Raw genomic sequence first — 14,303 nt, 5'->3', positions numbered from 1 at the left:
TTATACCTTCAAGCCAAGCTCCGCCGACAGCCGGGCTGTGACCCCTTTGATCAGGGGAATCAGCTCGGCCATTTTTTCCAGCGGCATATAGGGCACGGTGCTGGCGATGCTGATCGCCGCAACAATGCCCTTGCTCGCATCACGAATCGGCGCCGCCACACAGCGGATCGACGGTTCGTTGTCTTCCAGATCGAAGGCGTAGCCACCGGCCACGTATTCGCTCATGCGCTGTTCAAGCTGTTCCCACGATTGCTGGGGATGCTGCGGCCAGAACTGACTTTTCCCACCCGCCGGCAGACTGATGTCGTACAGACGTTGCCAATCTTTCGGCGAGTCATCGAGCATCAACGCCTTGCCGATACCGGTGCGCGCCAGCGGCATGCGATGGCCGACCCGCGAACGCATCTCCGGGCCATTGCGCCCGGGATTCTTCAGCAGGTAAAGCACTTCATCGCCTTCACGAATCCCCAAGTGCACGGTGTCACCGGTCAACGACGACAACTCGTCCAGATACGGCCCGGCCAGGGTCACCAGCGGCAATTCTTCGCGAGCCTGAAAACCCAGCTCGATCAGCTTCGGCCCGAGCAGATAACCGATTTGCGGCACTACGCGCAGGTAGCGCTCGTCGACCAGGCAACTGGCCAGACGATGGGTGGTGCTGCGCGTGGTGCCGATCAACCGGGCGATCTCCTTGAGATCGCGGGCGCCACTGGCCACCGCTTGCACCACACCGAGGCCGCGCAATAGCGTCTGGGTGCCGGTGGGCGCGGCGTCCTTGGTTTTTTCCGGGGCGTCTTCCTGCATATCCAGCCTTTTTACCGTTGAGCGAGGGAACGGGCGGCATTATGGTCGCCCGACGCAGACCACTACAACTCGATACGTTCGACCTTGCCCACCAGCAGCACGTAGGACAACGCACCGACCAGCGCGAGCACAGCGATGTAGGTGATCGCCGGAGCAAACGAATCACCGCTGGCGAGGAAGCCGATCACGATCGGTGTGGCAATCGCCGACAGGTTGCCGATGAAATTGAACACCCCGCCCGTCAGCCCGAGCAGGCGTGCCGGGGCCAGCGTCGAGACCAGCGACCAGGTGATCGATGCCAGCCCGTTGCCGAAAAATGCCAGCGCAAGAAAGGCAATTACCAAAGGCGTCGACTCAACGAAGTTCGCACCGATGATCGCCGTGGAGATCAGCAGCCCGCTGATGATCGGCAACTTGCGCGCGAAGCCGACGCTGTAGCCGCGACGAATCAACCAGTCGGAGAAGAACCCCGAGCACAGCACACCAACGAACGCGGCCAGAAACGGCAGCGACGCCAGCAGGCCGGACTTGATGAAGTCCATGCCGCGATACTTCACCAGGTAAGTCGGAAACCAGGTCAGGAAGAACCACAGCGTCGAGTTCAGGCAGAACTGGCCGAGGTAGATGCCCCACAATTTGCGTTTGCTCAGGACAATGCCCAGATCGGTCCAGCTGAATTTGGCTTTGACCTTGGCCGTTTCCGCCTGGATATCGACCAGCCCGCCGCCCTCGCGAATCAGCTCGATTTCTGCCTCGTTGGTGCCTTTGAAGTCTCGTGGCTCGCGATACACCGCGTACCAGATCAGCGCCCAGAGAATGCCGACCGCACCGGTCGCGACGAACACCATGTGCCAGCCAAATGCATGTTGCAGCCACGCCAGCACCGGCGTCAGGAAGGCCAGACCGACGAACTGCCCGGAGGTGTAGAAACCGATCGCCGTGGCGCGTTCGCGCTCGGGAAACCAGGTGGTAACCACGCGACTGTTGATCGGATACGCCGGCGCTTCCAGTGCACCGACTGCCATGCGCAGCACGAACAGGGCGATGAAACTGCTGACGAAACCGAGCATCACCGTGGCCACCGACCACAGCAGCAGTGCGACGCTGTAGAGAATCCGTGGCGGTACGCGATCGACCAGCCAGCCGCCGGGGATCTGCATGGCGGCGTAGGTCCAGCCGAACGCGGAAAAGATCAGACCGACATGCACCGGATCGATGCCCAGCTCGCTGGTCAGCGCCGGCGCGGCAATCGACAGGTTGCTGCGGTCGAGGTAGTTGATGACCACGGTGATGAACAGCAACACCATGATGAAAAATCGCTTGCGGCTGGGCGTGACTAAAGACGCCTGCCCGGTGAGGGTGTGCGTTTGCATGAGGAGAGCCTCTTTTTATGTTTATTGAGGTCGGCCTGAGGCCTGCACTGCACCCTGTGGGAGCTGGCTTGCCAGCGATGACGTCAGCACATCCAACATTGATGTGACAGACACACCGCTATCGCTGGCAAGCCAGCTCCCACAGGGTTTTGTGGTGTGTCAGGAATGACTCACCACTCGGCAAAGCTGCCATCGGCATGGCGCCAGATCGGGTTGCGCCAGCGGTGGCCGACCGCCGCGCGCTCGATCACGTACTCCTCGTTGATCTCGATGCCCAGCCCCGGGCCGTTCGGAATCTTCACGAAGCCTTTGTCGTAGTCGAAAACGCGTGGGTCCTTCACATAGTCGAGCAAGTCGTTGCTCTCGTTGTAATGGATGCCCAGGCTCTGCTCCTGGATAAACGCGTTGTAACAAGCCGCGTCGAGTTGCAAACACGCCGCCAGTGCAATCGGCCCCAGCGGGCAATGCAGCGCCAGCGCCACGTCGTAGGCTTCGGCCATGTTGGCGATCTTGCGGGTTTCGGTGATGCCGCCCGCATGGGAAGCATCCGGCTGGATAATGTCGACGTAGCCTTCGCTCAACACGCGTTTAAAGTCCCAGCGCGAAAACAGCCGCTCGCCGAGGGCAATCGGCGTGCTGGTCAGCGGCGCCAGTTCTTTCAGCGCTTCGTAGTTTTCGCTGAGCACTGGCTCTTCGATGAACATCAGTTTGTACGGGTCGAGTTCCTTCATCAGCACTTTGGCCATCGGCTTGTGCACGCGGCCATGGAAGTCGACGCCAATGCCGACGTTCGGCCCCACCGCGTCACGCACGGCGGCGACGTTGGCCAGGGCCAGATCGACTTTTTCGAAGGTGTCGAGGAACTGCAGTTCTTCGGTACCGTTCATTTTCACCGCGGTGAAACCACGGCTCACCGCTTCTTTCGCCGCACGCGCCGTGTCGGCCGGACGGTCGCCACCAATCCACGAATACACACGAATCTTGTCGCGCACCTGGCCACCGAGCAGGTCACTGACCGATACACCGAGGGCCTTGCCCTTGATGTCCCACAAAGCCTGATCGATACCGGCCAGTGCGCTCATGTGGATCGCACCGCCGCGGTAAAAGCCGCCGCGATAGAGCACGGTCCAGATGTCTTCGATGTTGCGTGGGTCTTTGCCGATCAGGTAGTCGGACAATTCTTCAACGGCAGCGGCCACGGTGTGCGCCCGGCCTTCGACCACGGGTTCGCCCCAACCGGTCACGCCCTCATCGGTTTCGACCTTGAGGAAGCACCAGCGCGGCGGGACGATGAAGGTCGTGAGTTTGGTGATTTTCATCTCTGCTCTCTTTTGTAAATGCAGCTTTTATTAGATGCAGCGCACGCGGCGCCGGAAAAGTCTTAACGAAGCGCTTTCCATGCGGCCACATAGGCCTTGGCATTGACTGCCACTTGCTCTGGCGTCATGCCCGGCTTGAACAATCCGGAACCGAGGCCGAAGCCTTTCACGCCGGCATCGAGGAACGCCTGCATGTTGTCCGGGGTGATGCCGCCGACCGGCGCCAGCACCGTGCCCGCCGGCAAAACCGCGAGCCAGGCTTTGACGACTGCCGGACTCATCTGCTCGGCCGGGAACAGCTTGAGAATGTCCGCGCCCTCCTCCAGCGCCGCGAAGGCTTCGGTCGGCGTGGCCACACCCGGCGACAGGTACAGCCCGGCCGCTTTCGCCGCGCGCAGGACCTTGGCATCGCTGTGCGGCATGACGATTACCTGGCCGCCGGCATCCTTCACCTGTTGCACTTGCTGCGCGGTCAACACCGTGCCGGCACCGATCAGGCAATCGGCGGGCAAGGTCTTGCGCAGGGTGGCGATACTTTCGTACGGCGAAGGGGAATTGAGCGGTACTTCGATGACGCGAAATCCGGCGGCATACAGGACTTCTCCCACAGCTGCGGCGTCCTGCGGTTGCAGGCCACGCAGGATTGCGATCAGACCGTTTTGCGCCAGTGCTTGCTTGAGCATGTCAGGCCTCCAGTCAGGTTAACGGGATGAGGAATCGATCAGTCCGGCGGCACGCGCCAATTGCCACAGGCCACGCTCGGTAGCCTGCTCGGCCAGCGTCACCCGGGCGAACCCGCAGGCGTCCAGCGCACGGCTGTAACGCGCGCAGAGCTGGCCGTTGCCGATCAGCACGATCGAAGGAAGATCCGGATTATTGCGACGTTGGCGCTGCACTGCGGCGAGCGCAGCCAGTTCATGGCCGATCATCAGCCCGGACAGGTAATCGGCTTGCAACGTCGGGCTCAGTTCACCGGTCAGGCCCAGCGTGCGCGCGCTGAACAACGTCGAGAGCACGCCCAATTCACCGTCAGCCGACAACGCGACCTGCACACCGCGGTCGAACGCCTGCGCCTCGAAAGTGGCACTGGGTTGCTGAGTACGGCCGAGAATGCTGTGCTCGCTGAGCACCGCGAACACTTCGCCGGTCATGAACGTGTCGAAATGCGTGATGCAACCATCGACCACTTCGACCCACTTGGAATGACTGCCCGGCAGGCCGATCAAAAGGTCAGCGCCCGCCTCGACCGGCAGTTGCTGGAGGACACCCAGCACCTGGGTTTCTTCGCCACGCATCACATTCGGCAGACGCGAACGCTGAATCACCCCCGGCACGATATGCACCGGGGTGCCGCGCAGACTGACGACTGTTTGTAGGGAGTTGCCGAGATTGGCGACGTCCGCCGGCGTTTCGCAGTAGGCCGCTTCGCGCCAGCCCTGCGCGCTGCCGACCATGCCGCAAGCGATCACCGGCAGATCCGGCTGCGCATCGAGCCAGTCGCCGCAGGCCTGATCGAACGCCAGTTCAAAACCATCGGCACATTCACGGCCGTGGATGATCCGCGGGGTCTTGGGCAACTGCATGATCCCGGACGACAGCGCACGCTGTTCCAGCACCACACCGTCCGCCGCGAGTTTGTAAGCACGTAATGAGGTCGTCCCCCAATCGAGCGCGATCAATTGCGCCTGCATCGCTTCACCTGTTCTGTTTTTTGGCAGTGAGTGCGATGGACTATAAACCCGGGCGCGGGGAAATCTCAATATATAAATATCAATCCCATATTGTGGGTTTTACAACTGAGACAACCTTTTCTGCTTCAAGGCTTTTAAAATCCCGCGCCGTATCCACCTCAACATCCGGGTCGCACGCTCAGGGAAGAAAAAATGAAGATCGCTGTGAAAGTTTTATTGATCTGCTGCGCACTTTGCAGCAGCGCAATCGCCGTCGCCTTGCCAATGATCGAAGAGGGGGAGATTTGGGCTTACAAAACCCGGCCTGGCGAAGAAAACTCGACCCTGACCATCCTCAAAATCGAGGAGTACCCCAAGTACGGTGAGGTCGTCCATATCCGGGTAGACGACATTCAGATGATCAACCCGGCCACGGGCGCTGAATTCACCGCAATGCCCCATATGCCGTTTCGAGCGAAAGCCTTGCAGCGCAGCCTGATCCGACGCGTCGGGAAAACTGCGCAGGTTCCAGAATTCAACGAGGGCTACACCTATTGGAAATCGGCATTCGACGAAGAAAAAGCCGGGGCCTTCAAGATCTCTGTGCGACAGGCGCTGGCTGGATTGCTGAGGGGCAATTGGGAAGCCATTGATGAGAACACCGTAAAAACTCCGCGATCACCTTGAGAATCAACCCTCGGCAAAATCCCGCAACACCTTGCCATCCATGCGATACCGCACCCACTCTTCCTGCGGCTGGGCGCCCAGAGATTTGTAGAATTCGATCGCCGGGGTATTCCATTCCAGCACGCTCCATTCGAAGCGGCCGCAGTCGTTGGCGCAGGCGATTTTGGCGAGATGGCGCAGCAGGGTTTTGCCGGCGCCGCCGCCGCGTTGTTCGGGGGTGATGTAGAGGTCTTCGAGGTACAGGCAATTGCTGCCCAGCCAGGTCGAATAGCTGAAGAAGAACACCGCGAAACCGATTGGCAAGCCGTCGCGCAGGCAGATCAGGCCATGAGCGGTGGCGCCTTCGCCGAACAGGCTGCGTTCGATGTCGGCGACGCTGGCGATGACTTCGTGGCGGGCCTTTTCGAAATCGGCGAGTTCGGTAATGAAGGCGAGGATCTGCGGTGCATCGCTGGGAGTCGCCGGGCGGATTTCGATCGTCATGGACGGGCCTTGTGTGCAAATTAAAGCGCCATACTAAGGCGCGCAGCGGCGCTCGTCACATGGCAAACGGACCAACTTATCTGATTTGCTGAACATTGCTGATCCTGTGGGAGCGAGCCTGCTCGCGAATGCGTCCTTTCAGTCAGTCCTAAGGTCAACTGACAGAATGCCTTCGCGAGCGGGCTCGCTCCCACAGGTTTTGCGACAATCTGAAAGGATGTTTATGACCGTTGAATATTTCACGCCCATGCAGGCACTTGCATCAGCATTGCTACCCCACGCGCTGCAGCCTTCAGACGACGGCGCCCACGACCTCGCCCACCTGCAGCGCGTCTGGCACAACGCACGCACGCTGCATGAAACGGAAGGCGGTGAGCTCGATGTCTTGCTCGCCGCAGTGCTGCTGCACGATTGCGTATCCGTCGAGAAAAATTCGCCGTTGCGCGCTCAGGCCTCGCGTCTGGCAGCGGACAAGGCTTCGTCCGTCCTGAAAGCGCTGAACTGGCCCAACGAAAAAATCACCCAGGTCGCCCACGCCATCGAAGCCCACAGCTTCTCCGCCAACATCACTGCGCTGACCCGCGAAGCGAAAATCGTCCAGGACGCCGACCGCCTCGACTCGCTGGGCATGCTCGGCGTCGCGCGGACGTTTTATGTCGCCGGGCGCATGGGGGCGGCCCTTTACGATCCGCAAGACCCCGAGGCGCATCACCGCGACTATGATGACACACGCTTTTGTCTGGACCACTTCCAGACCAAACTGCTGCACCTCGCCGAGGGCTTCCAGACCGCCACTGGCCAGCGCCTGGCGCAGATTCGCCATCAGCGTTTGAAAGGTTTCATGGAGCAGTTCAAGGAAGAAATCGGCATCGTCTGATCTTTTACTCCGGCAAAGCACGATCCTGACTTCAGCAACCTCACACCTGACGCGCACATTCGCCGTGATAAACAGACAAGGTTAATTCCCTCGCTCAAGGAAGCGCGCCATGTCCCAGGCAACACCCAAGGTGTCAGGCAAACTGTTCGGTCTGTTCTGTCTCGCCAGTTATCTGCTGTCGCTGTCATATGGTTCGACGTTTTTGCTGGCGCTGTTGATCGGTGCGCGCGGCGGCAATGAACATGACGCAGGCACGGTGATTTCGGCGGCGATGCTCAGTACCTTTGTTGCCGTCCTGGGCTGTGGTCACCTCGTGGACCTGCTCGGTGCGGCGCGCTCGGTTGCCTTGTTCGCCCTGCTCCTGGTGGCGGCGAGTCTGGGCTTTGCGATGACTCCGGGGGTCGGTAACGGGCTGGTGTTTTTCGGTTTACTGCTGGGATTGGGTTGGGGAGTGTTCTACACCCTGGGGCCGATCATCGTTGCCAGCCTGGTGGCCCCGGTTCAGCGCGCGAAATATTTCGCCTTGCTGTCCGGCAGCATGATGAGCGGGATCGGCAGCGGCCCCTTGTTCGGAAGGGCGGCCGGTGCACTGGATTTACCGCTCGCTTCAGCCTTTTATCTGGCTGCGCTGGCAAGCCTGGTCGGTGCGCTGCTGTTCTGGCGACTCGCCCCGAGACTGAACCCATCGCAAACCACCACAGCGAAAATCACTTGGCGCGCGACCACTCAGGTGCTCAGCTCTCGAGCTGTGCTGCCGATCATCATGGTCGGTCTGGGCGGTTGCGTGTTTGGCGGGTTGTCGAGTTTCCAGACCAGCTACGCCGCCGTGCGAGCGCTGGATTATTCGTGGTTTTTTGTGGGGTTCATGGGCGCGGCGATCAGCAGCCGGATGTTGATCGCAGGCTACGTGATCAAACGCGATCCGTTACGCGCTTCGTGCCTGCTGTCGGGTGTGATGCTCGCGTCGGTCATGCTGTTCGCCTTCGGCGTCAACGGCGGCCTCAGCTATCTGCTGGCGGCGGTCATGCTCGGAGTCGGTTACGGGTTGACCTACTCGGTGATCAACGGCCTCGCCGCCAACGAAGCACCTGATGGCAGCACGTCCCAGGCACTGTTGCTGTTCAGCCTCGCGTACTTTATCGGGGTGTTCGGCTTCCCCTTGCTCGCCGGCAAACTCATCGTCGAGCAAGGCATGGCGTCATTGCTGCTGACGTTGTCGGGTGTGGCGCTGGCGAACTGGTTGATCACAATCGGTCGCCTGCTATGGCGCCGATTCACTGCAAAAAACCTCAGGCCGACGCCGACCGTTCGTCGATCCTCAGGCACCAATCCCCACGCGCGGCGGACCAATCAAGGGTAAGGATTCCAATCACTGGAGAAGCCCTATGATCCCGTCAAGGTTGACCGCTTTCGTCTTCAGCGCCCTGCTCTGCCCTGCGGTATTCGCCGCCTCGTCCACGGCAGCAGGCACTGGCCCTACCGATCCGACCCCGCCTCGCGCCCCAGCCATCAACAGTGCCCCCGGCATGAACACCGATGGCTCCGGCGTGCCGCTGATCAATCAGCCGCCGGCCACCGGCACTGACCCGCGCACGCAAGGCAGCGATCCGGGCCGTCAGGGCGGGATGAACACGCCTGATTCACCGGCTGCACCGGACAATGCCGGCCCCGGTGTCGGTTCAAAAACCACCACCGGTGGCTCCGGCTCCGAAGGCGCCGGTCAGTAGCAGTTCGCCGACGCGAGCGCCCTATTCACTCCCATGAAGAGGTAACCATGAACGTCGACAAAGACCTGGAAAAAGAAGTCCTCACCCGCCTGCTGCACGCGCATCCCAACGGTTTGGGCAAGGAGGTGCTGGACAATTACCGGGGCGAGAAAGTCGTGGCCAGCGCCCTCGCCGCCCTGCAGGAGCGTGGTCTGATTCACCATGGTCATGTGACTTGCAGCGAAGCGGGCGAACACTCGCTGAACCTGCCGATCAAGCTCAGCGCCGCCGGCGTTGAAGCGGCGCAGAAACTCGATCAGCAGTAGTTGCGAAGTCGCTCGCTGCCGGTGCGGCGAGCGGCTGTATCTGCACACAAGAGGAGAAATCCCATGCCTCGCGGAAGCAAAGACAAATACACCAGTGAACAGAAGCGCAAGGCCGAGCACATCGAAGACAGCTACGAGAAAAAGGGCGTGTCGAAAGATGAAGCGGAAGCCCGCGCGTGGGCGACCGTGAACAAGCAATCGGGTGGCGGCGAGAAGTCCGGCGGCTCAGGGCGTAAAAAACCGGCGAGCGCCAAGTCGGAAGATCGCAAGGAGTCGTCGCGGCGTGCTGTGGCCAGTCGCAAGGGGCATTCGCGTAGCAGCGAAACCTCGAAGGATGCGCAGACCGTCGACAGCCTGATGAAGGAAGCCCGGGCGAAGAATATTCCGGGACGCTCTTCAATGCGCAAGCAGGAATTGATTGAGGCGTTGCGCAAGGCCGGTTGAGTCTGATGGCCTCATCGCTGGCAAGCCAGCTCCCACAGATTTTTCGGGTGGTTGCACTATCGCACTTATACCCTAAGACCCTGTGGGAGCTGGCTTGCCAGCGATTGCGATGCATCAGTCGCCGCAGAACTCGCGGATAAACGCATCCACCTCAGCCACCCCCGGCGCTGTCGCCGGCCCCCAGCGCGTTACCGCCAAGGCCGCCGCCGCGTTCGCCCGCCGCGCGGATTCATCTGCGTTCAGCCCCTGCGCAAGCCCGGCGATAAACACTCCGGCATGCGCGTCGCCGGCACCGTTACTGTCTACCGCTTTAACAGCAAACCCCGGCACATGCCGGCGCTTCCCGGCCTGCTGAATCCAGCAGCCCTGCGGACCGTCGCGCACGACCATCAGCACGGTTTCCGGCAGCAGTTCCGCGAGGCGATCCATCGCGATACCAAGCTCATCGGCTCCAGTAAAACGCAGCGCCTCGACACTGTTGCTGGTCCACACATCGATGCGCGGCAGCAGCGCCTGCATCAACGGCGAATCCGGCGATTCCACCAACGGCCCCGGATCGAACACCACGTTGATGCCCTTCGGCAAGGCCAGCGTCCAGTCGAGCAACGCTTGCGCCTTGCCCTCGTGAAGCAGGCTGTAACCACTGAGGTAGACATAATCGCCCGTCTCGGCGGCAACGCTGTGCAAGTCCTCGCTGGTCACCTCACCTTCGGCACCGATGTAGGAGATGAAACTGCGCTCGGCCGAGGCATCGGTCAGCGCCACGCAAAAACCGGTGTCGCGTTCAGCAGGTTCAGCAATACCGATGCAGATGCCTTCAGCCTGCATCGCCTGCCGCGCCAGATCGCCGAAACGTCCGGTGCCGTGGCGACCGAGATAAACCACCGGCAGGCCGTTGCGCACCGCTGCCGCCATGACATTGAACCCGCCGCCCGCTTCGAATCCCGCCGACTGCGCCAACACGTCGCCGCCAATCTGCGGGAGTTTTTCCACGGCCATGACCAGGTCGATGATGACCTGGCCGGTGTGCAACATCTTAGGCATGAGCATTCTCGGGTTGCGCGGCGCGGCGATCTTTCGCCCCGCCCAATACAAGGTACAGGCCGCCGGCAACGACAAACGTCACGATCCAGCCGAGGCCGTTATGGCCCAGCCATGAGTCGGACAGGAAACCTTTGAACCAGACGTTCTCGGCAGTGGTGCCGATAGTGGTGAAGCTGAAACCCAGCACGATGGCGATCGCCCAGGCGCCAAACGCGCGCCACTCGATACCGCCGTGGTACCAGTAGGCGCTGCTCGGGCTGACGTCAAGCAGGTCCTTGGGGCTGTAGTAATGACGATGGATCAGATCGACCACGAAAATCCCGACCCACGCCGTGATCGGCACCGCCAGCAGGGAAATGAAGGTGATGAACGGGCCGTAGAAGCTGTCGGCAATCAGCATGAAATAAATCGAACCGGCGAAGATCGCGACGATGTCCACCACCACCGCGTAGACGCGTTTGACCTTGAGGCCCAGCGTCAGCGTGGTCAGGCCGGCGGAGTACACCGACAGGTTGTTCGACAGCAGCAGACCACCGAACGCAGTGATCAGATATGGCACGGCCATCCAGGTCGGCAGCATGTCGCGGATCGCCACAATCGGGTCAGTCGCCGACGCCAGATCGTTGTTGCCCACCGACAGCAAGCCACCAAGGGTGATCAGCAGCACCAACGGAATCCCCGCGCCGAACGCAGCAGAAGCGACCAGCCGCACGGCTTTGACGCTGCGGTGCTGATAGCGCGACATATCCGCGCCAGCGTTGGCCCAACCGATCCCGGTGCCGGCGGCCATGGTGCCGATGCCGATGATCATCGCGCTCAGCGGCGCCGGCGTGGCGTTGAACACCGCGCTCCAGTCGATGGTCGCGCAAAGGAAGCCACCGACCAGAATGTTCAGCGCACCGAACACGTACGTCGCCCACTTCTGAATGACCAGCAAAGTCGCATGACCCAGGCCGGACACCGCCAGAGTCAGCAAGACGAAAATCGCGATGAAGATCAGCGTCAGCAGCGGCGCACTTTTTGCCTCCACCGGAGAGCCGAACAGGATCGAACACAGCGACAGCAACACGAACGCGGCGGTGGTGGTGTTGACCGTCTCCCAGCCCAGGCGCGACATCAGCGACACCAGCGTCGGGCCGATATTGCCGCGTACGCCGAAGATCGCTCGTGACAGAGTCAGGCTCGGCGCGCGGCCCCGTCGGCCGGCAATCGAAATGATCCCGACCACCGCAAACGAACCGGCGGCGCCGAGGATCGCGACGATGATCGCCTGCCAGATCGCCAGCCCGCGAAACGCCACCAGCGTGGCGCCCAATGGCAGGCCAAGAATGGAAATATTGGCAGCGAACCAGACCCAGAACAGCTGCAGAGGATGGCCGTTGCACTCGGCTTCCGGCACCGGCTCGATGCCGCGGGTTTCCAGTTGCCCGGCGCTCTGCCCAGCGGTCGATGAACTCATGAACGTGCTCCTGTTTGCCTTTTTTGTGGTTGTGGCAATGATGCAAAACAAGACATTGCGGCCGTCCCGGGCCTGTCTGCGCGATCCATTGCGGATGAATGATTCAAAAATTCTGGTGCGCCTATCGCCGGCAAGCCAGCTCCCACAGGTACAGAGTGAACCTTAAAATGTGCACTTTCCTGTGGGAGCTGGCTTGCCAGCGATGGCGCCAGCCCAGTCAACGCAAGGCCAACAGCCCCTGCACCAACGGCTCAAGCTGCAGCTGATTGACCGATTTCACCGTTTCAATCATTGGCTCCGGCCAACACTCAAGCCCCAGGCAGGCGCCCAGCATCGCGCCGAGTATCGCCGCGATGGTATCGGTGTCGCCACCCAGACTGGCGGCCATGCACAACGCTTCGAAAGCGTTCATCTCACCGATGGCCACCTGTTGCGCCAACGCGAACGAGACCACCACCGATTCCTGCGACGCCACCGAAGTGCCGATGACGTCGTAGAGCAGATCCGCCAGCAGCGCCTTGTCGCTGTCGACACTGATGGTGCGCGCCCAACTGATCCGTGAGCCGATTCGGCCGCCGGCGACCCAGTGCCCGTGGGTTTCTGCCTGCTGCGCGATTTGCTGACCGAGGTTCAACGCCTCGCCCAGATCCAGACCATTGACGCCAGCAGACACCACCGCCGCCACCGCCGCCGCGCTGGAAATTCCCAGCGTGGTGTTGTGGGTGACCTGGCAGGCCTGCACCACGGCTGCGATAAACCGTTCGCGATCCGCCACATCGGCGGCGATCCCGACCGGGGTGATGCGCATCGCCGCGCCGTTGGTGGTGCCGTAACGCCCGGCCTCTTCCGGTGAATGGCCGGCGAGAATCATTTCAATGGCGCGTTTGGTCGAGGGGCCGAGCAAGTCCTGCGAGCCTTTGGCCTGCATCTCGGCTTCCCACTCGATCAGGCGTTGCGCGAGGATCGCCGGCTCGATGTGGCCCTTGCCCTCGATCAACAATTCACCGACCAGAATCGCCTGTTCGGTGTCGTCGGTGATCGAGCCTTTGGGCATGTTCGCCGCGATGGGTTGCAGCGGCCCGGCGTCCTGCAGATCGGTGATCTGGCCGAAACGCGCCTTGATCGTTTCGCGGCTTAGCGATTGCGTCGGCATGCCCAGCGCATCACCGAGGGCCAGACCATAAAAAGCGCCGAGGGCACGGTTAAGCGTGGTCATTGCGATTCTCCGAATTGCAGGTGCAGACGGAAATGCACCGGGTCGAGCAGGCTTTCGACCTGCTCCATGAAACGGTTCTGGCGGTCGTAGGTGGTGCGCAGGGCTTTGAGGAAAACCGTACCGACCGGGCGACCGAGCAGTTCGGCATCTTCGGCATTCAGCGGTTCAGCGCCGATCCATTGATCGCCGCGTTCGCCGATGTAGCCGTAAGCGGCCAGAGTGATGGTCAGGGAATTGTCGATCAGGCCAACACGCGGCAGGCTTTCCAGGCCGCCACTGGCTGGCATCAATGAGCGTTCAAGGGACACCAGCGTACCGTCAGTGGCGCGCCGACGACGGTCGAGGGTGATGAACTGGTCGGTGCCGAAACGCACCAGCAGATCGGGCCGCGTCACGGCTTCCAGGCGCAGTACTTCAGTGTTGATCAGCGCCCCGCTGTCGGCCAGCGCCTGTGCCCAGCCGCTGCGCTGATCGAGGGCAACACCGTCGAACGTGACGATGGAGCCGACACCGCTTTGCGTGGCGATGTAATTGCGCCGCTTCAGTTCGGCCAGCGCTTCGCGCAGCGTGCCACGGCTGACCTTGAATTCCTGAGCCAACTGATGCTCGCCGGGCAACAGAAAGCCGTCCTCCATGAGGCCGCTTTCGATGCGCCGGACGAGCTCGTCGACCACCCGTTGTTTCTTGTCGAATCGTACCTGTCTAATCATGTACAAATTGATAACCGAAAGGGGACGTGGCGGGCAAGGGATATTTGAGGAAGGTGACAGAAGGCGGGGAGCTGGAGCGATCCCCTGTGGGAGCTGGCTTGCCAGCGATGACGGCGGCACATCCAAAGTTAATGTTGAATGTTATACCGCAATCGCTGGCAAGCCAGCTCCCACAGGTTTCGTGT

At 61.3% G+C, this 14,303-nt stretch carries 16 protein-coding genes; 6 read left to right on the top strand and 10 right to left on the bottom strand.

All coding sequences use genetic code 11. The features are described from left to right. The 5 genes from M0746_RS05185 to M0746_RS05165 all read right to left on the bottom strand — a co-directional run bounded on the left by M0746_RS05185 (nt 1) and on the right by M0746_RS05165 (nt 5,187). Nucleotides 1-804, bottom strand: a complete 804-nt coding sequence (locus tag M0746_RS05185) for an IclR family transcriptional regulator (protein ID WP_090285143.1) — start codon at nt 802-804, stop codon at nt 1-3. A gap of 62 nt (nt 805-866) precedes the next feature. Continuing rightward, a complete protein-coding gene (locus M0746_RS05180; protein WP_258448400.1) occupies nt 867-2,177 on the bottom strand; it encodes an MFS transporter in 1,311 nt (436 codons plus the stop codon). Nucleotides 2,178-2,347: 170 nt separating this feature from the next. Next, on the bottom strand, nt 2,348-3,496 hold the full coding sequence (gene dgoD / locus M0746_RS05175) for a galactonate dehydratase (protein WP_007908327.1): 1,149 nt from the start codon (nt 3,494-3,496) through the stop codon (nt 2,348-2,350). Nucleotides 3,497-3,558: 62 nt separating this feature from the next. Continuing rightward, nucleotides 3,559-4,179 (bottom strand): 2-dehydro-3-deoxy-6-phosphogalactonate aldolase, encoded by a 621-nt coding sequence (locus tag M0746_RS05170; RefSeq protein ID WP_093099455.1) that lies wholly within the window; start codon nt 4,177-4,179, stop codon nt 3,559-3,561. 18 nt (nt 4,180-4,197) lie between these two features. Further along, nucleotides 4,198-5,187 (bottom strand): 2-dehydro-3-deoxygalactonokinase, encoded by a 990-nt coding sequence (locus tag M0746_RS05165; RefSeq protein ID WP_258448399.1) that lies wholly within the window; start codon nt 5,185-5,187, stop codon nt 4,198-4,200. 192 nt (nt 5,188-5,379) lie between these two features. Here M0746_RS05165 and M0746_RS05160 point away from each other — a divergent pair, with 192 nt between their 5' ends. Further along, nucleotides 5,380-5,853, top strand: coding sequence for a hypothetical protein (locus tag M0746_RS05160; RefSeq protein ID WP_258448398.1), 474 nt, complete (start codon nt 5,380-5,382; stop codon nt 5,851-5,853). Between the two features lie 3 nt (nt 5,854-5,856). Here the strand turns inward: M0746_RS05160 and M0746_RS05155 are convergent, their stop codons facing one another. Beyond that, a complete protein-coding gene (locus tag M0746_RS05155) occupies nt 5,857-6,336 on the bottom strand; it encodes a GNAT family N-acetyltransferase (protein ID WP_258448397.1) in 480 nt (159 codons plus the stop codon). Nucleotides 6,337-6,559: 223 nt separating this feature from the next. Between M0746_RS05155 and M0746_RS05150 the strand changes: the two genes are divergently transcribed. The 5 genes from M0746_RS05150 (at nt 6,560) to M0746_RS05130 (ending at nt 9,689) form a co-directional block, all read left to right on the top strand. Continuing rightward, complete coding sequence (locus M0746_RS05150; RefSeq protein WP_258448396.1) at nt 6,560-7,213, top strand: HD domain-containing protein; 654 nt, start codon at nt 6,560-6,562, stop codon at nt 7,211-7,213. Between the two features lie 109 nt (nt 7,214-7,322). After that, on the top strand, nt 7,323-8,573 hold the full coding sequence (locus M0746_RS05145; protein ID WP_258448395.1) for an MFS transporter: 1,251 nt from the start codon (nt 7,323-7,325) through the stop codon (nt 8,571-8,573). Nucleotides 8,574-8,598: 25 nt separating this feature from the next. Beyond that, entirely contained in the window at nt 8,599-8,940 is a 342-nt protein-coding gene (locus M0746_RS05140; protein ID WP_093099449.1) for a hypothetical protein, read from the top strand. Nucleotides 8,941-8,987: 47 nt separating this feature from the next. Next, nucleotides 8,988-9,245: a hypothetical protein gene (locus tag M0746_RS05135; RefSeq protein WP_208940221.1), complete on the top strand. Its 258-nt coding sequence runs from the start codon at nt 8,988-8,990 to the stop codon at nt 9,243-9,245. Between the two features lie 63 nt (nt 9,246-9,308). Beyond that, the gene (locus tag M0746_RS05130; protein WP_258448394.1) at nt 9,309-9,689 is read left to right on the top strand and encodes a Rho termination factor N-terminal domain-containing protein; all 381 of its coding nucleotides are present in this window, start codon (nt 9,309-9,311) and stop codon (nt 9,687-9,689) included. A 114-nt stretch (nt 9,690-9,803) separates the two neighbouring features. Here the strand turns inward: M0746_RS05130 and M0746_RS05125 are convergent, their stop codons facing one another. The 4 genes from M0746_RS05125 to M0746_RS05110 form a co-directional block, all read right to left on the bottom strand. Continuing rightward, entirely contained in the window at nt 9,804-10,733 is a 930-nt protein-coding gene (locus M0746_RS05125) for a PfkB family carbohydrate kinase (protein WP_258448393.1), read from the bottom strand. Continuing rightward, on the bottom strand, nt 10,726-12,192 hold the full coding sequence (locus M0746_RS05120) for a purine-cytosine permease family protein (protein ID WP_258448392.1): 1,467 nt from the start codon (nt 12,190-12,192) through the stop codon (nt 10,726-10,728). Before M0746_RS05120 ends, M0746_RS05125 begins: the two co-directional genes overlap by 8 nt. 217 nt (nt 12,193-12,409) lie before the next feature. Then, nucleotides 12,410-13,408 (bottom strand): ADP-ribosylglycohydrolase family protein, encoded by a 999-nt coding sequence (locus M0746_RS05115; protein WP_258448391.1) that lies wholly within the window; start codon nt 13,406-13,408, stop codon nt 12,410-12,412. Beyond that, complete coding sequence (locus M0746_RS05110) at nt 13,405-14,118, bottom strand: GntR family transcriptional regulator (protein WP_258448390.1); 714 nt, start codon at nt 14,116-14,118, stop codon at nt 13,405-13,407. Before M0746_RS05110 ends, M0746_RS05115 begins: the two co-directional genes overlap by 4 nt. Nucleotides 14,119-14,303: the final 185 nt, after the last annotated feature.

This window comes from Pseudomonas sp. S11P7 (assembly GCF_023195435.1).
Taxonomy (GTDB): Bacteria; Pseudomonadota; Gammaproteobacteria; order Pseudomonadales; family Pseudomonadaceae; genus Aquipseudomonas; species Aquipseudomonas fluorescens_G.
This window is presented reverse-complemented; position numbering and strand designations above follow the sequence as displayed.